Genomic DNA, 22,350 nt, shown 5'->3' with positions numbered 1-22,350 from the left:
CTACGGATGCTTTCCATGCGCGCAGTAAAGAATCTTCTCGTTCTCTATACCGGTGGCACCATCGGCATGCTCGAAACCCCCGAAGGCCTGGCACCGGCCGGTGGTTTTGAAGCGCGGATGCGTGAACACTTTGCCCAGATGGCCAATGCACCCCAGGTGCAATGGACGCTGCACGAGCTGGACCCGCTGCTCGACAGCGCCAACATGCAACAGCACAACTGGCTGGCGATGCGCGATGCCATCGTCGAGGCGGTGGATGTAGCGGGCCACGATGGCGTGCTGGTGCTGCACGGCACCGACAGCATGGCCTACAGCGCTGCAGCGTTGTCGTTCCTGTTGCTTGGCTTGCCCGTACCAGTGTTGCTGACCGGCTCGATGCTGCCGGCAGGTGCCCCGGACAGCGATGCCTGGGACAACCTGTGCGGCGCATTGCGCCAGTTCGAACAAGGCCTGGAAGAGGGCGTGCAGCTGTACTTCCACGGTCAGCTGCTGCATGGCTGTCGGGCGTCGAAGCTGCGCAGCGAAGCGTTCGATGCCTTTGCGGCGCTGCCACGCCATCGTGACGCTGAGCGGGCCGATACGATCCCTGCCGAGCTGGGCTACAGGCAGCCGCGCAAGCCGGTCAACCTGGCGGTCGTGCCAGTGTTCCCAGGGCTGCAGGCCGGGCATTTGCAGGCCTTGATCGACAGTGGTGTGCAGGGTTTGCTGCTGGAGTGCTACGGCAGCGGTACCGGGCCGTCAGATGACCAGGCGCTGCTGAATGTGCTGAGCGCAGCGCGCCAGCGCGGCGTGATGCTGGCAGCGATCAGCCAGTGCCCGGAAGGCTCGGTGGTGTTCGACACCTATGCAGCGGGCAACCGCTTGCGCGGGGCCGGGCTGGTCAGTGGCGGTGGCATGACCCGTGAAGCGGCACTGGGCAAGATGGTGGCACTGCTGGGCGCGGGGTTGGATGCCGACGCAGCAGACCACTGGTTTGTCCTGGATTTGTGTGGCGAGCGGGCTTGATCAGCGCCCTTTAGGGCCTCTTCGCGGGTAAACCCGCTCCTACGACGATAGCGTTTCCTGTGTAGGAGCGGGTTCACCCGCGAAGAGGCCCTAAAGGGTGAAAAAATGGCGGAAGGCAGCGGGAGTCGAACCTGCCCGGGAACGGCTGCCGTCCCCAACCGGGTTTGAAGCCCGGCCGCGCCACCGGGCGCGATTGCCTTCCTTGAACTCAGTGCCTGGCCTGCTGTTGGGCCAGGGCGCTGTCGGCGCGGATGTGACGCTGGTCGGCCACCCTCCGGGTCAGGCCGATACGGTCGAAGTATTCCAGAATCTGCACACTGCGCTTGCGACCGATGCCCAACATATCGCGAAACGCGGAAACCTGCACTATCGTCGTTTCGCTGGCCTGCCCCAACATCAACGCTGCCATGCGCTGTAGCGTCGCCTCTGGGTAGAACAGGTCGCGCACTACCTGATGCACCAGGCCCAGCCGCGCCAACTTGCGCAATAACAGGCGCACATCGGCTTCGGCACGGTTCTCCTCACTCGCCAGTGTCCTGACCCAAGGTGGGTCATATTGCCCTGCGATCAACTTCGGCTGCAGACGTGCCCACAATGCACTGTCGGCTTCGCTCAACTGTACCTTGTGATCGGGCAGATGCAGCCATGGCCCGCTGCTGGCGATGGCGCTGTCGTCGAGCAGTTCATCCAGCAAACTGACGAATGCCGGCCGTTCCAGAGGCAAGGCTACAAAGCGCCGCAAGCGATCACGGTCAGGGCCAAGCTGGTCGGGCTCTTGCTCGTGAAAGCGCGCCAGCTGCTCCAGGACCTGCTGCTTGAGCGCCTGCCATTGAGCGTTGGCGAACAGCAGTTGGCCCTGCCGGGTGGCCACCACCCGCACATTGTCCGGTAACTGCCAGGTTTCCCGCAGGCGGTTGAACTGCCGCTCGAGCCGCTGCGGGCTAATGCCGCCCGGGGCACTGGCGAGCAGTGCTGGCAGTGCGTGCTCCAGATCCGCTGCGTCGCGCAGCACCTGCAACTGCTGCAGACGGGCATCGCTGCGGCGTTGGCGGCTTGGTGCGAACGGGTCGAGCACCTTGCCGCCGCCCAATGTGCGCTGAGCACGCTGATCGCGCAGCACCAGGCGGTCGCCGTGCACGGCCTGCAACGGCGCGTTGAGCAACAACTGGGCAAACATGCGCTGGCCGGCAGCCAGGCTTTCGCCTTCGAGCAAGGCGACCCGGGCCGTAACATCCTGAGTGCCGAGGTGCACATGCACGGCGCTGAAATGTTCGAAAGTACGCGTCTCATCAGGTAACAGGTTCAGCTCGATATCCACCCGAACACTGGGCGCATGCAACCACTCGGGCACCAGCCAGTCGCCCCGGTGCACCTGCTCCACGGCCAGGCGCTCGGCAGCGATGTTCAGCGCCACCCGTTGACCGGCTTCTGCCACCAACGCGGCCTGGTTCTGAGCATGCAGGCCACGCACGCGCACCACTTTGCCAGCCTTGCCCAGCAGCAACGTATCACCCGCACTGACCCGCCCTGCCAGTGCCGTGCCGGTGACCACCACACCCGCGCCGGTAACCGCAAAGGCACGGTCGACGGCCAGGCGAAAACCACCGTGCACCCTGCGTTGCCGCGTACCTGCTTCGGCCTCCAGCAGGGCTTGGCGCAACGCTCCCACGCCCTCCCCGCTGATGCTCGACAGCGGAAACTGCCGCGCACCGCCATACGGCCCACGCGCCAGCAGTTCACTGACTTGCATCTGCACCTCGGCCAGGCGCGACGGCTCGACCCGGTCGCATTTGCTGATCGCCACCAAGGCCTGGGGAATACCCAGCAGCTCGATGATCGCCAGGTGCTCACGGGTCTGCGGCATGACCCCGTCGTCGGCAGCCACTACCAACAACACCAGGTCGATGCCATGGGCGCCGGCCAGCATGTTGTGGATAAAACGCTCGTGGCCCGGCACATCGATGAAGCCGGTCAGCGGCGCGCCTTCGCTCAGCGCCGCATAGCGGTAGCCAAGGTCGATGGTCATACCGCGGGCGCGCTCCTCCTGCCGCTGGTCGCCGGCTTGGCCAGTTAGCGCCTGCAGCAGTGCGGTCTTGCCATGGTCGATGTGGCCAGCGGTTCCAACGATCACTGCACCGGCCCCAACTGCAGAGCTGGTAACTGGGCCAGCCACTGGGTTTCGTCATCCAGTTGGCGCAGGTCCAGCCACAGGGCATCGTCGTCAATCCGGCCCAGCACCGGCACCGGCAGGTCGCGCAGGGTTCGCTCCAGCACATGCAGGCTGCGCCCGCGCAGCTTCTTCGACACTTGCGGGCGCAGGCACAGCGCGGCACTGGGCAAGCGCGCAACCGGCTGGCTGCCGCTGCCGATCATGCCCAACGCAGGCTCTACGCTGATTGCCCATTGCTCACCGAGGCGCGCCTTGAGTTCAGGCGCCAGGCGCTCGGCCTGGGCCTGAATCTCGGCCTGGCTACGGGTCAGCAGGCGCAGGCTGGGCAGGCGCTCGGCCAGGCGATCGGGGTTGCGGTACAGCGCCAGCACCGCTTCGAGTGCAGCAAGGGTGATCTTGTCGACGCGCAACGCACGCTTGAGCGGATTTTTCTTGATCCTGGTGATCAAGTCCTTATGGCCGACGATGATCCCGGCCTGCGGACCACCCAGCAGTTTGTCGCCACTGAAGGTGACGATATCGGCACCATCGGCCAGGGCCTGGCGTACCGTGGGTTCGGCGGGCAGGCCCCAGCGGGTAAGGTCGAGCAGGCTACCGCTGCCCAGGTCTTCAAGCAGTGGCAGTTGATGTTGGTGGGCGATACGTGCCAGCTCGGCAGTAGCCACCTGGGTGGTGAAGCCCTGGATGCTGTAATTACTGCAATGCACCCGCATCAGCAGGCCAGTGCGCGGACCGATGGCGGCCTCGTAGTCGCGGGCGTGAGTACGGTTGGTGGTACCGACCTCATGCAGCTTGACGCCGGCACGGGCCATGATGTCGGGAATCCGGAAGGCACCACCGATCTCGATCAGCTCGCCGCGAGAGATGATGCCTTCCTTGCGCGCGCCCAGGCTGTTGAGCGCTAGCAGCACGGCGGCGGCATTGTTGTTGACCACGGTGACGGCTTCGGCACCGGTCAACTCGCGGATCAAGCCTTCGATCAGGTCATCACGATCACCCCGTTTACCGGTGGCCAGGTCGAATTCCAGGTTGAGCGGATAACGAGCGGCGGTCCGCATGGCCTCGATGGCTTCTTCCGGTAGCAAGGCGCGGCCCAGGTTGGTGTGCAGCACGGTGCCGGTGAGATTGAACACGCGGCGAACCTGGCTACGTTGCTGGAGGGCGAGGCGTTCGCCGCTGCGGCCAAGGAGGACTTCCGGGGCCAGCTCGGCGCTGCCGAGTTCGCCATTACGGGCGGGCTCGCGCAGGTCGTCGAGCAACTGGCGCAGGGTAGTCAGCACGGCGTCGCGACCGTGGCGGTCGATCAGCGGGAGGCAAGCCGGGTGGCGCAGGAGGGTATCGATGGACGGCAGGCGTGGGGTGTCACTGGCTAGGCTGTTGGACATGCGGTACTACCTTGGACTGATCCGTTGTCTGTGCTGGCCCATTCGCGGGTGAACCCGCTCCTACAAGTACAGCGTCATCCTGAAGGTTGGCGCAATTACCTGTAGCTACGAAGGCAAGTCGGTGTTTCAGTGTAGACCCTCACCCACTACCCGGGGCGAGCATCAGGTTGGGCGCCAGGCGATGGAAACCCTCCCCGTCCAGGCGTATATCCAAGGCCAGGCTGGCCAGGTCGTCGGCCAGCGGCTCGGCCGCCGCATCGTTCTCCAGGTAGTTCTGCTTCAGGTAGCTGTCGCAACCAGGGCAGCACTCGGCGCGCAGCGGCGCCTTGCCGGGTGCATGGCGATCATCCTCAAGGCTGGTGTAACGCAAGTCCTTGCTCGACTCGCAGTACACACACTTGACTCGCACAACATGCCACTCACAGGCACACAACGAACAGGCCAGGTAACGCAAGCCGTTGTGCTTTCCACGGTTGCGCACCACCCCGGCCATCGCCGGCGAACCACAAGCGGGGCATTGAGCCAGGCTGCCGGCAGGCTTGAGCTGGTGTACAGGCAGCGCCAGCAACCAGCTGGACCAAGCCGCCTGCAACGCGGCCCCGAGGAACGGCACCAGTGCTGCGGGCACACCATCGTACTGGCCTGCCAGCAAAGCAATGCCCCAGCCCTTGCGCTGATGGTCATCACTGCCTCGTAGCAGCTGCAGCGCCTCACCCAGCGGGCCACTGCGTTCGCCGCTGAGGTGCTCTAGCAGTGCCTGCAACCAGACCAGCCACGGCCCTTCACGCACCAGGCTGTCAGCCGCCAGCGGCGGCAAACCATGGTCCATGCACAGGCGCTGACGCTCCTCGGCCACGGGCAAGCCGCTGGGCGGGTTATCCACAAGCTGCTGCTGGATGCGGCATAAACGCGCAATCAACCTCAGGTAGTCGCCAAGCGCGTTGCCCTCAGCCAGTTGCTCCAGGCGGGCGGCGCGCAGTTCAAACAGGTTGCCAGCAGGCAGGTGCAGAAATGGCGGCGTGACCGCCGACGCTTCGATCTGCCCGGGTTCAAGTATGATGCTCAAGCGCTCATCCTTTTTTTCGTCCGTGATCACCCGGCGTCTTTTCGCCGGTCACTTCGCGGTACCACAACTCATGATGCTTGCGTGCCCAGGCGCGGCTGACCCAGCCATGCAGCATGGCGCCGATCGAGCCCTTGATCCAGATGCCGGCGTAGATGTGCACGATGATGCTGAGAATCAGCACGAAGGCCGCCAGCGCATGCAACAGCGCAGACAAACGAATGGCATCGATGCCAAACCAATGGCTGAAGTATGCCCGCCAGATCACCACGCCACTGATCAGCAGCACCAGCATGCACACCAGCAGGGTCCAGAACAGCAGCTTCTGCCCGGCATTGTATTTGCCGACCGGCGGCACCCCCTCCTCCTCGTTGCGCATTACCCGGTCCACCCGGCGCAGCCACAGGCGGTCGTTGGCAGTGATGAAGTTGGCCCGCCAGAAGCGCAATACCAGGCCGAGGAAGAACACGAACATCGCTACCCCGATGAAGGGATGCAGAATGCGCGTCCACGGCCCGCCGCCGAACAGGTTGCTGAGCCAGAATAGCGCCGGATGGAACAGCGCAAGCCCCGACAGCCCAGCCAGGATGAACAGGATCGCCACCACCCAGTGGTTGCTACGCTCGTTGGCGTTGTAGCGCAGGATGGGTTTGTTGTCGTTCATGGCCGCTGCTCCCCTTGCCCACCGGGCTGCTTCGGATCATAGACATGGACCGACGGGTCCACTTGATGCACGCTTTCGTCCGGCGGTGTCGGGTGCTCATCCTCCTCAACCCGCTGTGGGCCAATGCGCACATAGTGGAAGAACCCCGCCAGCACCGCCGCACCCATGGCCAGCAGCGCCAGCGGCTTGGTGAAGCCCTTCCACAACCCCACCAACGGGCTGATCACTGGCTGGTCCGGCAGGCCGGCATACAGCTTCGGCGTGTCGGCATGGTGCAGCACATACATCACGTGGGTACCACCGACGCCGTCCGGGTCGTACAACCCGGCGTTGTCGTAGCCCCGCGACTTCAGATCGACGATGCGCTCGGCCGCATGCACTTTCATCTCGTCCTTGCTGCCGAACACGATCGCACCGGTCGGGCAGGTTTTCACGCACGCCGGCTCCAGCCCCACGCTCACGCGATCGGAACACAGGGTGCACTTGTACGCCTTGTGGTCTTTCTGCGAGATGCGCGGGATGTTGAACGGGCAGCCGGTGATGCAGTAGCCGCAGCCGATGCAGTGGTCCTGGTTGAAGTCGACGATACCGTTGGCGTGTTTGATGATCGCACCCGGGCTTGGGCAGGCCTTCAGGCAACCTGGGTCGGCACAGTGCATGCAGCCATCCTTGCGGATCAGCCACTCCAGGTTGCCGTCGTCGCGCTCGTGCTCGGTAAAGCGCATCAGTGTCCAGGTCTCGGCAGTGAGGTCCTGGGGGTTGTCGTAGGTGCCGTGGTTGTGGCCAACCTCGTCACGTAGCTCATTCCACTCCGAGCACGCCACCTGGCAGGCCTTGCAGCCGATGCACTTGGTAGTGTCGATCAGCTTGGCGACCTCCTGCTGCTGACGCACCGAGGGCGGGACGGTAGTGGTGGCCGAGCGGGCGATGATGTCTTGGCTGGCCATCAGAGTTTCTCCACTTTGACGAGGAACGACTTGGACTCTGGCGTCTGCGTGTTGCCATCACCGAGGAACGGCACCAAGGTATTGGTCAGGTAGCCATGCCGGGTAACGCCGGTGAAGCCCCAGTGCAGCGGGATGCCGATCTGGTGCACGGTCTGATTGTTGACCTGCAGCGGGCGAATCCGCTTGGTTACCACCGCCACCGCATCGATATGCCCACGCTTGCTCGACACCCGTACCCGGTCGCCGGCCTTGATGCCTTTCTCGTTGGCCAGCACCTCGCCGATCTCGACGAACTGCTCGGGTTGGGCAATGGCGTTGAGCCGGCAATGCTTGCTCCAGAAGTGGAAATGCTCGGTCAGCCGGTAGGTGGTCGCCGCATAGGGGAACTCGTCGTGCGTGCCGAGGGTGTCCCATACAGAATCGAAGATGCGCCCGGCCGGGTTGCTGGTGGCCTTCTTGTTCTGCGGGTGCAGCGGGTTAATGCCGATCGGTGTTTCGAATGGCTCATAGTGCTCGGGGAACGGGCCTTCGGCCATTTTGTCGATGGCAAAGAAACGCGCCACGCCTTCGGGGTTCATGATGAACGGGTTCATCCCCGCTTCGGGCGGCGAGTCGACCTTGAAATCCGGCACGTCGGTGCCGGTCCAGGCCTTGCCGTTCCACCACACCAGGCGCTTTTTCTCCGGGTCCCAAGGCTTGCCTTGCGGGTCGCTGGAGGCACGGTTGTAGAGGATGCGGCGGTTGGCCGGCCAGGCCCAGGCCCAGTTCTGCACCTGGTGCATGCCATACGGGTCGCTGTTGTCGCGGCGAGCCATCTGGTTGCCCTGTTCGGTCCAGCAGCCGGCGAAGATCCAGCAGCCAGACGCGGTGCTGCCATCGTCCTTGAGCTGGCCGAAGCCCGCCAGTTGCTGGCCCGCCTTGATCACCGCGCCAGTCGGATCGGTGACATCGGCCGCCGCCCAGCCGTTCATCTCCTTGGCCAACTCCTCTGGAGATGGCTCCTCAGGTATCTTGTACGGCCAGCTGATGTTCATTATCGGGTCGGGGTAGGCGCCGCCCTCGGCCTGGTAGCGTTGGCGCAGGCGCAGGAACAACTCGCTCATGATGTGCACGTCGGTACGGGTCTCGCCCGGGCCGTCTGCGCCCTTCCAGTGCCATTGCAGCCAACGGCTGCTGTTGACCAGCGACCCGTCTTCCTCGGCGAAGCAGGTAGTGGGCAAGCGGATCACTTCGGTCTGGATATTGGCCGTGTCGACGTCGTTGAACGGCCCGGCATTGCGCCAGAACTCCGATGTCTCGGTAGCTAGCGGGTCCATGACCACCAGCCACTTGAGCTTACTCAGCGCCGCGGTGACACGGTTCTTGTCCGGCAGCGCTGCAATCGGATTGAAACCTTGGCACATATAGCCGTTGACCTTGCCCTGGTCCATCATCTCGAACATGCGCAGCACGTCGTAGCCCGGCACGTCGAGCTTGGGTAGCCACTCGTAGCCCCAGTTGTTTTCTACCGTGGCGTTGGCCCCGTACCAGGCTTTCATCAGGCTGACGTGGAACTTGCCGTAGTTCTGCCAGTACGACAGCTGGCCCGGACGCAGTGGCTTGGAGGCGCGCTTGTCGATGTAGGCGGCGTAATCCTGCTCGGCATCACCGGGCAAGGTCAGGTAACCCGGCAGCAAATTGGACAACAGGCCGAGATCGGTCAGCCCTTGGATGTTGGAGTGTCCACGCAACGCGTTGACCCCGCCCCCCGGCATGCCGACGTTGCCCAGCAGCAACTGGACCATGGCCGCGCTACGAATGATTTGCGCGCCGATCGAATGCTGCGTCCAGCCGAGCGCATAGAGGATCGTCATGGTCTTGCCCGGTACCGAGCAGGAGGCGATCTCTTCCCAGACCTTCATCATGGCGTCCTGCGGCATGCCACAGGTCATGCTCGCCAGTTCCGGGGTATAGCGGCTGTAATGCTGCTTCATCAACTGGAACACGCAGCGAGGGTGCTGCAGTGTCGGGTCGACCTTGGCATAGCCGTCCTCGCCCAGCTCGTAACCCCAACCGGACTTGTCGGCGTACACACGCTTGGCCTCGTCGTAGCCGCTGAACAGCCCATCCTCGAAGCCGTAGTTCTCTTTGACGATGAACGACACGTCAGTGTAGTTGCGCACGTACTCGTGCTGGATCTTGTCTGTGCTAAGCAGATAGTTGATCAGCCCGCCCATGAAGGCGATGTCGGTACCAGTACGGATCGGTGCATAGTAATCCGCCACCGAAGCGGTACGGGTAAACCGCGGGTCGACCACAATCAGCCGCGCCTTGTTGTGCGCCTTGGCCTCGGTCACCCACTTGAAGCCGCACGGGTGCGCTTCTGCTGCGTTGCCACCCATCACCAGGACCAGATTCGCGTTGGCGATATCGGACCAGTGGTTGGTCATGGCGCCACGGCCGTACGTCGGGGCAAGACTTGCCACCGTCGGGCCATGTCAGACACGTGCCTGGTTATCGAACCCCAGCATGCCTGTTGCGCGGATGACCTTGTGGGTCAGGTAGCCAGCCTCGCTGGAAGCGGCGGAAGCGGCAAGAAAACCGGTGGAGAGCCAGCGGTTGACTGTTTGTCCTTGGGCGTTCTTTTCGATGAAGTTGGCATCGCGGTCCTGCTTCATCAGGTCGGCGACGCGGTCGAGCGCCTCGTCCCAGCTGACCCGCACCCATTCTTTGCTGCCCGGCTTGCGAACCTCGGGGTACTGCAGGCGGCTCGAGCTGTGGATAAAGTCCAGCAGGCCGGCGCCTTTCGGGCAGAGGGTGCCGCGGTTGACCGGGTGGTCGGCGTCCCCTTCGATATGGATGATGTTCTGTTTGACGTTTTTTCCCGCATCACCCTGGCTGTACATGATCAGGCCGCAGCCGACCGAACAGTATGGGCAGGTGTTACGGGTTTCTTTGGTATGCGCCAGCTTGAAGTGACGCACCTGCTCGGCGAATGCCGGCGTCGGGGCCATGCCCAACGCTGCAAGGCTCGAGCCTCCAAGGCCGACGGCGGCGACCTTGAAGAACTGCCGACGGTTCAGGTCCATCGTGCACTCCTGATCAGGTGGTGGACGCGCGGAACATTGCCGGCGCCTCTTGGTAGTCACGGTGGCGGCCAATTGATAGCCGCCAAAGGATAAGACTAGTCAAGAATCCAGAAGGTGCGATGACCTGAGTCAGTGGTACAGCACCGATCAGGTACGTGGCAGGTTGCGCACCACATTCAGTGCCGCACTGCTCTGCGCCACAGGCATGATCTCGATGGTGTTGATGTTTACATGCGCCGGCTGCTCGGCAACCCAGGCTACCGTTGCTGCAATGTCCTCCGGCAGGAGGGCCTCTACATCCCGATACAGGGCCTGCACGGCGTCAAGGTCGCCATTCAGGCGCACCACCGAGAAGTCAGTGCCTGAGCACAGCCCCGGCTCGATGTTGCTTACTCGCACGCGGGTGCCAGCCAGGTCAGCACGCAGGTTGAGGCTGAACTGGCGGACGAACGCCTTGCTGGCGCCATACACGTTACCGCCGGGATAGGGGTAAGTGCCGGCGATCGAGCCGATGTTGATGATCATGCCGCTATCGGCTTCCACCATCTGCGGCAGAATCTTGTGGGTGACCATGGCCAGGCCGGTGATGTTGGTGTCGATCATCTGCTGCCAGTTTGCGGCACTGCTGGCTTGGGCACGGTCCACGCCCAGCGCCAGCCCCGCGTTGTTGACCAGCAGATCGATCTGCAGCGACGCCTCACGCATCTGCTCGACCGCCTTCTCGAGCGATACTGAATCAGTGACATCCAGCGCCAGCGGAATGAAATTGGCGCCCAGTTCAGCCTCCAGTGCTTTCAGTTTGTCCATGCGCCTGGCCCCACCGACCACGCGGTAGCCTTTGCCGATCAGAGTGCAGCAGATGGCGCGGCCAAAGCCTGAGGAAGCACCGGTTACAAATGCGGTTTTCATTCGTTATCTCCTATCAATGGGTCAGGTCAGGTACTTCACGCCCAGGCTGGTGAACAGGCAGAGCATCGAGAACACCAACACCTTGCGCACCACGTCGTTACCTTTACGCAAGGCCAGGGAACTGCCCAGGTGGTTACCGAGGATGTTGCAGGCCACAAGTGGCAATGCCAGCAGGTAAACGACCTTGCCTGCGCTGACGAAGGCGACCAACGCGCCGATGTTGGAAGCGAAGTTGAAGGTTTTGGAGTTGGCCGAACTGGAGACCAGGTCCATGCGCAACAGGTAATGGAAAGCGATGATGAACATGCTGCCGGTGCCGGGGCCGAAGAAGCCGTCATAGAAGCCGATGGCCAGGCAGGTCAGCGGGACCACGGTGAACAGCATGCGCGATGACAGTTCGCGCTCCTCGACCGGGCGGTCCTTGGGAGTAAGGAAAATGAGAATACCGAGCGGGATCAGTGCCAGGATGATCTTGCCCACAGTTTCCTGCGAGATCGATACGATCAGGTGAGCCCCCAGATAGGCGCCTAGCAGCGAAAACGGCACCCCGACCAACGCTACCTGCCAGACCATCTTGCTGTTGGCCAGGAAGTTTCGTATAGCCGCCAGTGTGCCGAGGGTACTGACCAGTTTTTCCTGACCCAGTGCCACCTGCGGCGGCATGCCAACCAACAGAAAGCCCGGTACCAGGAACAAACCACCACCACCGGCAATGCTGTCGACGAAACCTGCAACAAAGGCGATCGCGCCAAGCATGAGGATGGCCAGCAACCAGTGCTCCGCCCAGTAAGAACCCAAAATTTCCATAGCAATGTCCATCCAGTGGAGCGTTTAAGCCAGGCACAGCCCGAGTGCGGCTGGCCTGATCGGTGCGATGATTGTAATTTCAAAAATTGAATCGATTCAATCTAAAATAAAACCAACTCAATCCAACCAATTACTATCATTACCTGCATCAGAGCTTTCATGCTAGGCTTTCGCGCTCTTGCAGCGTCTGGTGCCATCTCCATGTGGGTCCCTCAATACAGCCATCAAACACAACCGGTTTACCTGATGATCGCTGATGCCCTTGAACAGGACATCGAAAGTGGTCGGCTTGCAGAAGGCGATCGCTTACCCACACTCAAGGACCTCGCCGAGGCGCTGAACGTAACCCCCGGCACTGTTGGCAGGGCCTACGACGAAGCAGCCAAGCGCGGCTTGGTGGCGGGCGAGGTAGGCCGAGGCACATTTGTCAGGCAATTGCGACAGCCATTAACCGCCCCGTCGGTGCCCGCCCCTGTGGCCGGAGAGAGCAGCCAGATTGATCTCTCGATCATCAAACCCAACGACGCTCACATGAGCGAATGGCTAGGCACGGCTATCAGCGAACTGGCCGCCTCCTCGGACTTGGGGCAGGTACTCGACTATGTGACAGAGGGTGGCCACACGTCCCACAAACAAGCCGGTGCGACCTGGCTACAGCGCTGGCTGCCTGATGCGCGCTGGCAACAGGTAGTACTGACCGCTGGCGCCCAGCATGGGCTGCTGGTGGCCATCAGCAGCCTGTCGAAGAGTGACGATGTGGTGCTGTGCGAGTCGCTCTGCTACCCGGGCATCATATCCCTGGCCCACAGCATGGGCCGACGCCTGCGCGGCGTCGCCGTGGACGAACACGGGCTCATCCCGGAAGCATTACGCGCGGCCTGCCTGGAACACCGCCCTTCCCTGCTGGTGTGCGTCACCACGCACCAAAACCCGACCAACTCGATCATGCCCCCTGCAAGGCGTCAGGCTATTGCCGAGATCGCCCGTGAGTTCGACCTGTTCATCGTGGATGACGATATCTACGGTTTTCTCGAGCCCAGCCCAGACTACAAGCCGCTTGCAGCGTATGCGCCAGAGCGCTCGGTATACCTCACCAGCCTGTCCAAAAGCGTGCTGCCGGCGCTGCGCATCGGCTACCTGTACGCCCCGCCGCAAACCCTGTCACGGTTATCATCGATGGTACGCAGCAGCGTGTGGATGCCATCGCCATTGATGGCGCAACTGGCCAGTAACCTGATCAACAGCGGCAAGGCCGACCAGTTGGTGCGTATGCAGCAGGAAGAGGCGGCCGCGCGCCAGCACATGGCCAGAGAGATTCTTGGCCAATACAAGATCCGCATTCAGCCCCATAGCTTCCATATCTGGCTGGAGCTGCCAGAACCGTGGACCAGCGACGAGTTTGCCAACCTGGCGCGTGACAACGGCGTAACGGTGGTCAGCGGCAGCCAGTTTCTGCCAGAACGCAGCCACGCCACCAGCGGTGTGCGCATCGCCCTGATGGCACCCAGCCGCCAGGAACTGGCGTTTGCCCTGACCAAGCTGGCAAGCCTGCTGGATTCGCCTGAGCCGCGGTTGTTTTATTGAAAGCGATGTCAGATACGCGGTGCGGCCCATAAAAAAACCCGGGGCAACTGCCCCGGGTTTCTGGTCTTGCTGAACGCCTTACCGCTCTGATCAGAACGGAATATCGTCATCGAAGCTGTCGAAATCAGCAGCCGGCTGCGGCGCAGGCTGTTGCGGCGCTGGGCGCTGAGGGGCCTGCTGCGGGCGCTGGGCCTGCTGGCGTGGCGGTGCCTGGTTGTATTGTTGCTGCTGGCCGCCACCGTAATTGCCGCCACCCTGGTTGTACGGGTCGCCGCCCTGCTGCTGGCCTTGCGGACGACCGCCGAGCAGCTGCATGGTGCCGTTGATATCGACGATGATCTCGGTGGTGTAGCGCTTGATGCCGTCTTTTTCCCACTCGCGGGTCTGCAGCTTGCCTTCGATGTAGCACTGCGAACCTTTGCGCAGGTATTCGCCAGCGATTTCGGCAACCTTGCCGAACAGCGACACCCGGTGCCACTCGGTACGCTCGACCTTCTGGCCCGACTGCTTGTCAGTCCACTGCTCGCTGGTGGCCAGGCTCAGGTTGGTCACGGCGTTACCGTTGGGCAGGTAGCGGACTTCGGGATCCTGGCCACAGGTACCGACCAGAATGACTTTGTTAACCCCACGGGCCATAACGTTCTCCTAGGCTTCGCACGCCGAAGAGGCTGGATTCACCAGTCGCTCCAGGGTCGCACGGTCCAAAATTTTCGTATCCAGTTTGATATAGATGGCGGCTTCTTCTGCCACCACCACAGCGTCGGTCACACCCGGCACGGCCATCAGGCGCTCGGTCAGGCCGGCTTCCCGGACCGCCTCAGGCGTCAGGGGCATGCGCAGGCTGGTCACATATGGCGGCTCGTTCATGCGCAAGGCAACGATCAGCCAGATAACACACAGCGCCGCGCTACCGAGGAACACCGTGTCCAGCCCACCGTGCTGGAACAGCCAGCCACCCAGAATCCCGCCTAACGCTGCACCGAGGAACTGGCTGGTGGAATACACCCCCATTGCCGTCCCCTTGCCACCGGCAGGCGACACCTTGCTCACCAGAGAAGGCAGCGAAGCCTCCAGCAGGTTGAATGCGGTAAAGAATACCACGGTGCCAATCACCAGTCCGCGCAAACCGTCAGCCCACTCCCAGAAGTATATCTCTGTCAGCAGCAGGACACTGACCGCGCCGGCCAACACACGTTTCATCTTGCGCTTTTTTTCGCCGTAGATGATGAACGGGACCATTGCAAAAAATGAGATGAACAGCGCGGTCAGGTACACCCACCAGTGCTGCTCCTTGGGCAGGCCACCACGCTCGACGAACGCCAGCGGCAGCGCAACGAAGCTGGCCATGAGGATGGCGTGCAGGATGAAAATGCTTATGTCCAGGCGCAGAAGGTCCGGATGGCGCAGGGTCGGGCCGATGGCCTGGCGCGCCACACCCGACTCGCGGTGCTGCAGGATGCTGTGGGTGTTGGGCACGACAAACGCGATCAACAGGATGCCGACCAGGGCAAGCCCAGCCGTGACCAGGAACAAACCTGACAAACCAAAGGCACTTGTCAGCAGTGGACCAACGACCATGGCGACAGCAAACGACAAGCCGATGCTCATGCCGATCATGGCCATGGCCTTGGTCCGGTGTTGTTCGCGGGTGAGGTCGGACAGCAACGCCATGACCGCGGCAGAAATTGCCCCGGCGCCCTGCAGGATGCGCCCGGCAATCACGCCCCAGATAGAGTCGGCCTGGGCCGCCAGCACGCTGCCAAGGGCAAAGATCACCAGCCCCAGATAAATCACCGGCCGGCGACCGATACGGTCGGAAATCATCCCGAACGGGATCTGAAATACCGCCTGGGTCAGGCCATAGGCACCAATGGCCAGGCCGATCAGCGCAGGCGTGGCGCCAGCCAGGTCCATGCCGTAGGTGGCCAGTACCGGCAAGACCATGAACATGCCCAGCATACGAAAGGCAAAGACCAGGGCAAGGCCGCCAGCGGCGCGGGTTTCGCCGCCACTCATGCGTTCGTTGTGGGTGTCGTGCATGGATTAACCTCGTGTGAACCGGCGGCGATTCTATCAGTCCGACAGCTTGACGGCATCTACGCGACGCTTTGCCGCGTACTGGCAGGGCGCCGTATACTTCCTTGTTTATGCCCGCCGAGCGAGGCCGTAGTGGACAAGATCCTGATTCGTGGGGCACGTACCCACAACCTGAAGAACATCGACCTGACCCTGCCCCGGGACAAGTTGATCGTGATCACCGGCCTGTCCGGTTCCGGCAAGTCGTCCCTGGCGTTCGATACCTTGTACGCCGAAGGCCAGCGCCGCTACGTGGAGTCGCTGTCGGCCTACGCCCGGCAGTTTTTGTCGATGATGGAAAAACCCGACGTCGACACCATCGAAGGCCTGTCGCCGGCGATTTCGATCGAGCAGAAATCGACCTCGCACAACCCGCGTTCCACGGTCGGCACCATCACCGAAATCTATGACTACCTGCGCCTGCTGTACGCCCGCGTCGGTACGCCACGCTGCCCGGACCACGATATTCCGCTGGAGGCGCAAACGATCAGCCAGATGGTCGACCTTGTGCTGGAAAGCCCGGAAGGCAGCAAGCTGATGCTGCTCGCGCCGGTAGTGCGCGAGCGCAAAGGTGAGCATCTGGCGGTGTTTGACGAATTGCGCGCCCAGGGCTTCGTGCGGGCCAGGGTCAACGGCAAGCTCTACGAACTCGATGAGTTGCCCAAGCTGGACAAGCAGAAGAAGCACAGCATCGATGTGGTGGTGGACCGTTTCAAAGTCCGCGCCGACCTGCAACAGCGCCTGGCCGAATCGTTCGAGACCGCGTTGAAGCTGGCCGATGGTATTGCCTTGGTGGCACCGATGGACGGCGAACAAGGCGAAGAGACGATCTTCTCCGCGCGCTTCGCCTGCCCGGTGTGCGGCCACGCGATCAGCGAGCTGGAACCGAAGCTGTTCTCCTTCAACAACCCGGCTGGCGCCTGCCCGACCTGCGACGGCCTGGGGGTCAAGCAGTTCTTCGACACCAAACGCCTGGTCAACACCGAACTCACCTTGGCCGAAGGCGCGATCCGCGGCTGGGACCGGCGTAACGTGTACTACTTCCAGATGCTCGGTTCGTTGGCCGCACACTATGGCTTCAGCCTGGAGGAGCCTTTCGGCGAGCTGTCGGCCGAACACCAGAAGGTGATCCTGCAGGGCAGCGGCAAGCAGAGTGTCGACTTCAAGTACCTCAACGACCGAGGCGACATCGTCAAGCGATCGCACCCGTTCGAAGGCATTGTGCCGAACCTTGAGCGCCGCTACCGCGAAACCGAATCGGCCACGGTGCGTGAAGAACTGGCCAAATTCCTTGGCACGCAACCGTGCCCGGATTGCCGGGGTACGCGCCTGCGCCGCGAGGCGCGCCATGTGTGGGTGGGCGAGAAGACCCTGCCGGCGGTAACCAATATGCCGATCGGTGAAGCCAGCAACTACTTTGGCGAACTGACCCTGACCGGCCGGCGTGGCGAAATCGCGGCAAAAATACTCAAGGAAATCTGCGAGCGCCTTCAATTCCTGGTCAATGTCGGTCTCGACTACCTGACCCTGGATCGTAGCGCCGACACCCTGTCCGGTGGTGAAGCGCAACGTATCCGCCTGGCCAGCCAGATCGGCGCCGGCCTGGTGGGCGTGATGTACATCCTCGATGAACCGTCCATCGGCCTTCATCAACGCGACAACGACCGCCTGTTGGCCACCCTCAACCATTTGCGCGACCTGGGCAACACGGTAATCGTGGTGGAGCACGACGAGGACGCCATTCGACTGGCCGACTACGTGGTCGACATCGGCCCGGGCGCTGGTGTGCACGGCGGGCAGATCGTCGCCGAGGGCTCGCCTCAGGAGGTCATGGACCACCCCGATTCGCTGACTGGCAAGTACCTGTCCGGGCGCAAGAAGATCGTTGTGCCGGCCAAGCGCACGCCGCGCAACAAGAAGCTGCAACTCAAGCTCAAGGGCGCACGTGGCAACAACCTGCAGAACGTCGACCTGGAAGTGCCGATCGGCCTGCTGACCTGCGTGACCGGTGTATCCGGTTCGGGTAAATCGACGCTGATCAACAATACCCTTTACCCCTTGGCCGCCACCGCCCTCAATGGCGCAAGCAGCCTGGAAGCCGCGCCACACAGCAGCATGGACGGCCTGCAGCACCTGGACAAGGTGGTGGATATCGACCAGAGCCCGATCGGCCGCACCCCACGCTCCAACCCGGCGACCTACACCGGCATCTTCACGCCGATCCGCGAACTTTTCTCTGGTGTACCGGAGTCACGCTCGCGTGGTTATGGCCCGGGGCGTTTCTCGTTCAACGTCAAGGGTGGCCGTTGCGAGGCCTGCCAGGGCGATGGCCTGATCAAGGTGGAAATGCACTTCCTGCCGGACATCTACGTGCCGTGTGACGTGTGCAAGAGCAAGCGCTACAACCGCGAAACCCTGGAGATCAAGTACAAGGGCAAGAACATCCACGAGGTGCTGGAAATGACCATCGAGGATGCCCGAGAGTTCTTCGATGCGGTGCCGGCGCTGGCGCGCAAGCTGCAGACGTTGATGGATGTGGGCCTGTCGTACATCAAACTGGGGCAGTCAGCGACCACGCTGTCAGGGGGTGAGGCACAGCGCGTGAAGCTGTCGCGCGAACTGTCCAAGCGCGATACCGGCAAGACTTTGTACATTCTCGACGAACCTACCACCGGCCTGCACTTTGCCGATATCCAGCAACTGCTCGACGTATTGCATCGCCTGCGCGACCACGGCAATACCGTGGTGGTGATCGAGCATAACCTGGATGTGATCAAAACCGCCGACTGGCTGGTTGACCTGGGCCCTGAGGGTGGCTCCAAGGGTGGGCAGATCATTGCCTGCGGTACGCCAGAAGAGCTGAGCGTGATGAAACAGTCATATACCGGCCATTACCTGAAACCATTGCTGGAGCGGGATCGGGCCTGAGTGCTGTCAACGCAATGAGAAAGCCCCTGGTACCGTTGGTGCCAGGGGCTTTTACTTGTGTCTGTGGATAACTTACATCTGCGACTGCAGATAGTTTTCCAGCCCGATGGCCTTGATCAGGCCCTGCTGCTTCTCGAGCCAGTAGGTGTGATCTTCTTCGGTGTCGGCCAGCTGCGCACGCAGGATGTCACGACTGACGTAATCCTTGTGCAATTCGCACAGCTCGATGCCTTTGCAAAGCGCACCGCGCACCTTGTATTCGAGCTTGAGGTCTGCCTCAATCATTTCCGGCACGGTGCTGCCGACCTCCAGGTCATCCGCACGCATGTCAGGGGTCCCTTCGAGCATGAGGATACGACGCATCAGGGCATCGGCGTGCTGCGTCTCTTCCTCCATCTCGTGGTTGATGCGCTCGTAGAGCTTGGACAGGCCCCAGTCTTCGTACATGCGCGAATGAATGAAGTACTGGTCGCGTGCCGCCAGTTCGCCCTTCAACAGCGTGACGAGATAGTTGATTACATCCGGGTGGCCTTGCATCGCCCTGATTCTCCATGTGAAAACGTCTATGCCACATAGTGTGAACCAGCTTTTGTCTACGGTCACTGAAAAACGCGCAATCAGACGCAAAAAATCGGTTAAACAGTAGTGATATTCATTGAAAAACCGCCCAAATGAGGGCGGTTCTTCTTATCACTTCGACTTAGGCGAGATTGATGCCCAAAGCCTTCGCAATCCCTTCACCGTAGGCCGGATCCGCCTTGAAGAAGTACTGTAACTGACGCTGGATCACGTCTTCGCTGACGCCCGCCATGGTACCGGCGATGTTGCTGATCAGCAGGGCCTTCTGCTCATCGCTCATCAAACGGAACAAAGCGCCGGCATGGCTGAAGTAGTCGGTGTCCTCGCGGTGATCGTAGCGATCAGCCGAACCATTCATGGCCAATGCTGGCTCAGCATGACGTGGGGACTGTTTCGGGGCGCCGCTGTAGCTGTTTGGTTCATAGTTCGGTGCACTACCGTAGCCACCGGTGGCCATGGAGCCGTCGCGCTGATAGCTGTTAACCGGGCAGCGTGGCGCGTTGACTGGCAATTGCTGGTGATTGGTACCCACGCGATAGCGGTGCGCATCAGCGTAGGCGAATACGCGGCCTTGCAGCATGCGGTCTGGCGAAAGACCGACGCCGGGCACCATATTGCTCGGCCCGAACGCAGCCTGCTCGACCTCTGCGAAATAGTTGAGCGGGTTACGATTGAGCTCCAGCACACCCACCTCGATGAGCGGATAGTCCTTCTGCGACCATGTCTTGGTCACGTCGAATGGGTTCTCGTCACGGCTAGCAGCCTCGGCTTCGCTCATCACCTGAATGCAGACCGTCCAGCGCGGGTAGTCGCCACGTTCGATGGCCTCAAACAGATCTCGCTGAGCGTAATCCGGGTCGGTACCTGCAAGGCGTGCAGCGTCTGCCGGGGTGAGGTTCTTGATGCCTTGTTGAGTCTTGAAGTGCCACTTGACCCAAGTGCGCTCACCCTTTGCATTGATCAGGCTGTAGGTATGGCTGCCAAAGCCATGCATATGGCGGTAGCCGTCCGGAATGCCACGGTCGGAAAAGAGGATGGTTACCTGGTGCAGCGCTTCAGGAGAGTGCGACCAGAAATCCCACATCATCTGAGCGTTCTTCAGGTTGGACTGCGGATGGCGCTTCTGGGTGTGGATAAAGTCCGGGAACTTCAGTGGGTCGCGAATGAAGAATACTGGCGTGTTGTTACCGACGATGTCCCAGTTGCCTTCCTCGGTGTAAAACTTCACCGCGAAACCGCGCGGGTCACGCTCGGTATCTGCCGAACCGCGCTCGCCACCAACGGTGGAAAAACGTAAGAAAGTCTCAGTTTGTTTACCGATCTCTTCGAACAGCTTGGCGCTGGTATAGCCGGTAATATCGTGAGTAACGGTAAAAGTGCCATAGGCACCCGAGCCTTTGGCATGGACGCGGCGTTCTGGAATGTTCTCGCGGTTGAAATGGGCGAGCTTCTCGATCAGGTGGAAGTCGTCGAGCAGCAGCGGACCGCGCGGGCCGGCGGAGCGGGAGTTCTGGTTGTCGGCTACAGGTGCACCGCTAGCGGTAGTGAGAATCTTGCTCATGGGCTCTCCTTATCGGTCTTCAAGCGCCGGCTAATCGGCTGTGAAGAGAGTATTGCCGAGCGAGATTACAGGCACAAATTTATTACATGACTTACATCAATAGAAATAAACAATAGATGTGCAAACAAAAAACCGGGCACTAGGCCCGGTTTTTTGTAGCAGACAGAACGTCTTACTCAGCAGCTTCTACAGCACCGCCGACCGGACGATCAACCAGCTCGACGTACGCCATAGGCGCGTTGTCGCCAGCGCGGAAACCGCACTTCAGGATGCGCAGGTAGCCGCCCTGACGGGTGGCGTAACGCTTGCCCAGATCGTTGAACAGTTTGCCAACAGCGGACTTCGAACGGGTACGGTCGAAGGCCAGACGACGGTTAGCAACGCTGTCTTCCTTGGCCAGGGTGATCAGCGGCTCGGCAACGCGGCGCAGTTCCTTGGCTTTCGGCAGGGTGGTTTTGATCAGCTCGTGCTCGATCAGCGACACTGCCATGTTCTGGAACATAGCCTTGCGGTGAGAGCTGGTGCGGCTCAGGTGACGTCCACTTTTACGATGACGCATGATTCATTCCTTACCAAACACTACGTTCGGTGATTACGACGATCAGGCGGTCGCCTTGTCGTCTTTCTTAAGACTTGCAGGCGGCCAGTTGTCGAGGCGCATGCCGAGAGACAGACCACGAGAGGCCAGAACGTCCTTGATTTCAGTCAGGGACTTCTTACCCAGGTTAGGAGTCTTCAACAGCTCTACTTCGGTACGCTGAATCAGGTCGCCGATGTAGTAGATGTTCTCCGCCTTGAGGCAGTTGGCCGAACGTACAGTCAGTTCCAGGTCGTCAACCGGACGCAGCAGGATCGGATCGATCTCGTCTTCCTGCTCGACTACGACAGGCTCGCTGTCACCCTTGAGGTCGACGAACGCGGCCAGCTGCTGTTGCAGAATGGTCGCAGCGCGGCGGATAGCCTCTTCAGGATCCAGGGTGCCGTTGGTTTCCAGATCAATGACCAGTTTGTCCAAGTTGGTACGCTGTTCAACACGGGCGTTCTCGACCACATAGGCGATACGACGCACCGGGCTGAACGAAGCGTCCAACTGCAGACGGCCAATGCTACGGCTTTCGTCTTCGTCGGTTTGACGGGAGTCGGCCGGCTCGTAACCACGACCACGAGCTACAGTGAGCTTCATGTTCAGAGCGCCGTTCGACGCCAGGTTCGCGATTACGTGATCGGGGTTGACGATCTCGACATCGTGATCCAGCTGAATATCGGCAGCGGTAACCACCCCCGAACCCTTTTTCGACAAGGTCAGCGTAACTTCGTCACGACCATGCAGTTTGATAGCCAGGCCTTTCAGGTTCAACAGGATTTCAATTACGTCTTCCTGAACACCTTCGATCGCGGAGTACTCATGGAGTACGCCATCGATCTCGGCCTCGACTACTGCACAGCCAGGCATGGAGGACAACAGGATGCGGCGCAGCGCGTTGCCCAGGGTATGGCCGAAACCACGCTCGAGAGGCTCGAGCGTAATCTTGGCGCGGGTCGGACTGACTACCTGCACATCAATATGGCGGGGAGTCAGGAACTCATTTACCGAAATCTGCATG

Annotated in this window: 17 protein-coding genes and 1 tRNA gene; 3 read left to right on the top strand and 15 right to left on the bottom strand. The window is 61.4% G+C overall.

What is annotated here, in order from left to right:
• The first annotated feature begins 6 nt into the window (after positions 1-6).
• Positions 7-1,005, top strand: coding sequence for an asparaginase (locus ACYCCG_RS10980; protein ID WP_209968288.1), 999 nt, complete (start codon positions 7-9; stop codon positions 1,003-1,005).
• 106 nt (positions 1,006-1,111) lie between these two features.
• On the opposite strand, the gene ACYCCG_RS10975 is transcribed toward ACYCCG_RS10980, so the two are convergent.
• The 9 genes from ACYCCG_RS10975 to ACYCCG_RS10935 form a co-directional block, all read right to left on the bottom strand.
• Positions 1,112-1,207, bottom strand: a tRNA-Sec gene (locus tag ACYCCG_RS10975).
• Positions 1,208-1,213: 6 nt separating this feature from the next.
• Positions 1,214-3,136 (bottom strand): selenocysteine-specific translation elongation factor, encoded by a 1,923-nt coding sequence (gene selB, locus ACYCCG_RS10970; RefSeq protein WP_459670372.1) that lies wholly within the window; start codon positions 3,134-3,136, stop codon positions 1,214-1,216.
• Complete coding sequence (selA, locus tag ACYCCG_RS10965) at positions 3,133-4,560, bottom strand: L-seryl-tRNA(Sec) selenium transferase (protein ID WP_459670370.1); 1,428 nt, start codon at positions 4,558-4,560, stop codon at positions 3,133-3,135. Before selA ends, selB begins: the two co-directional genes overlap by 4 nt.
• A 139-nt stretch (positions 4,561-4,699) precedes the next feature.
• A complete protein-coding gene (gene fdhE / locus ACYCCG_RS10960) occupies positions 4,700-5,626 on the bottom strand; it encodes a formate dehydrogenase accessory protein FdhE (RefSeq protein WP_392461600.1) in 927 nt (308 codons plus the stop codon).
• Between the two features lie 4 nt (positions 5,627-5,630).
• On the bottom strand, positions 5,631-6,287 hold the full coding sequence (locus ACYCCG_RS10955; protein WP_209968297.1) for a formate dehydrogenase subunit gamma: 657 nt from the start codon (positions 6,285-6,287) through the stop codon (positions 5,631-5,633).
• Positions 6,284-7,234: a formate dehydrogenase subunit beta gene (gene fdxH, locus ACYCCG_RS10950; protein WP_021783903.1), complete on the bottom strand. Its 951-nt coding sequence runs from the start codon at positions 7,232-7,234 to the stop codon at positions 6,284-6,286. Before fdxH ends, ACYCCG_RS10955 begins: the two co-directional genes overlap by 4 nt.
• Positions 7,234-10,302 (bottom strand): formate dehydrogenase-N subunit alpha, encoded by a 3,069-nt coding sequence (fdnG, locus tag ACYCCG_RS10945; RefSeq protein ID WP_459670367.1) that lies wholly within the window; start codon positions 10,300-10,302, stop codon positions 7,234-7,236. The genes fdxH and fdnG overlap by 1 nt, the downstream gene beginning before the upstream one ends.
• Before the next feature lie 147 nt (positions 10,303-10,449).
• Positions 10,450-11,211 (bottom strand): SDR family NAD(P)-dependent oxidoreductase, encoded by a 762-nt coding sequence (locus ACYCCG_RS10940; protein ID WP_176684329.1) that lies wholly within the window; start codon positions 11,209-11,211, stop codon positions 10,450-10,452.
• A gap of 21 nt (positions 11,212-11,232) precedes the next feature.
• Positions 11,233-12,018, bottom strand: a complete 786-nt coding sequence (locus ACYCCG_RS10935; protein ID WP_021783899.1) for a sulfite exporter TauE/SafE family protein — start codon at positions 12,016-12,018, stop codon at positions 11,233-11,235.
• A gap of 201 nt (positions 12,019-12,219) precedes the next feature.
• On the opposite strand from ACYCCG_RS10935, the gene ACYCCG_RS10930 reads away from it, so the two are divergent.
• Positions 12,220-13,602: an aminotransferase-like domain-containing protein gene (locus ACYCCG_RS10930; protein WP_176684328.1), complete on the top strand. Its 1,383-nt coding sequence runs from the start codon at positions 12,220-12,222 to the stop codon at positions 13,600-13,602.
• A gap of 90 nt (positions 13,603-13,692) precedes the next feature.
• On the opposite strand, the gene ACYCCG_RS10925 is transcribed toward ACYCCG_RS10930, so the two are convergent.
• Together ACYCCG_RS10925 and ACYCCG_RS10920 are read right to left on the bottom strand one after the other, a co-directional pair.
• Positions 13,693-14,238, bottom strand: coding sequence for a single-stranded DNA-binding protein (locus ACYCCG_RS10925; protein ID WP_003255446.1), 546 nt, complete (start codon positions 14,236-14,238; stop codon positions 13,693-13,695).
• Positions 14,239-14,247: 9 nt separating this feature from the next.
• Positions 14,248-15,642, bottom strand: a complete 1,395-nt coding sequence (locus tag ACYCCG_RS10920) for an MFS transporter (protein WP_209968305.1) — start codon at positions 15,640-15,642, stop codon at positions 14,248-14,250.
• Between the two features lie 129 nt (positions 15,643-15,771).
• Here ACYCCG_RS10920 and uvrA point away from each other — a divergent pair, with 129 nt between their 5' ends.
• Positions 15,772-18,606 carry an excinuclease ABC subunit UvrA gene (gene uvrA, locus ACYCCG_RS10915; protein ID WP_209968308.1) on the top strand — a complete coding sequence of 945 codons (2,835 nt, stop codon included), beginning with the start codon at positions 15,772-15,774 and terminating at the stop codon, positions 18,604-18,606.
• Between the two features lie 72 nt (positions 18,607-18,678).
• Here the strand turns inward: uvrA and bfr are convergent, their stop codons facing one another.
• The 4 genes from bfr to ACYCCG_RS10895 form a co-directional block, all read right to left on the bottom strand.
• Positions 18,679-19,143 carry a bacterioferritin gene (gene bfr, locus ACYCCG_RS10910; RefSeq protein ID WP_003255449.1) on the bottom strand — a complete coding sequence of 155 codons (465 nt, stop codon included), beginning with the start codon at positions 19,141-19,143 and terminating at the stop codon, positions 18,679-18,681.
• Between the two features lie 163 nt (positions 19,144-19,306).
• Positions 19,307-20,746 (bottom strand): catalase, encoded by a 1,440-nt coding sequence (locus ACYCCG_RS10905; RefSeq protein ID WP_339443336.1) that lies wholly within the window; start codon positions 20,744-20,746, stop codon positions 19,307-19,309.
• Positions 20,747-20,918: 172 nt separating this feature from the next.
• Positions 20,919-21,305, bottom strand: coding sequence for a 50S ribosomal protein L17 (gene rplQ / locus ACYCCG_RS10900; RefSeq protein WP_003255451.1), 387 nt, complete (start codon positions 21,303-21,305; stop codon positions 20,919-20,921).
• Positions 21,306-21,347: 42 nt separating this feature from the next.
• Entirely contained in the window at positions 21,348-22,349 is a 1,002-nt protein-coding gene (locus tag ACYCCG_RS10895) for a DNA-directed RNA polymerase subunit alpha (protein WP_003255452.1), read from the bottom strand.
• Position 22,350 lies beyond the last annotated feature (1 nt).

Source organism: Pseudomonas sp. VEM90 (genome assembly GCF_054611535.1).
The sequence above is the reverse complement of the archived record's forward strand: the minus strand, read 5'-3'. Positions and strand labels throughout refer to the sequence as shown.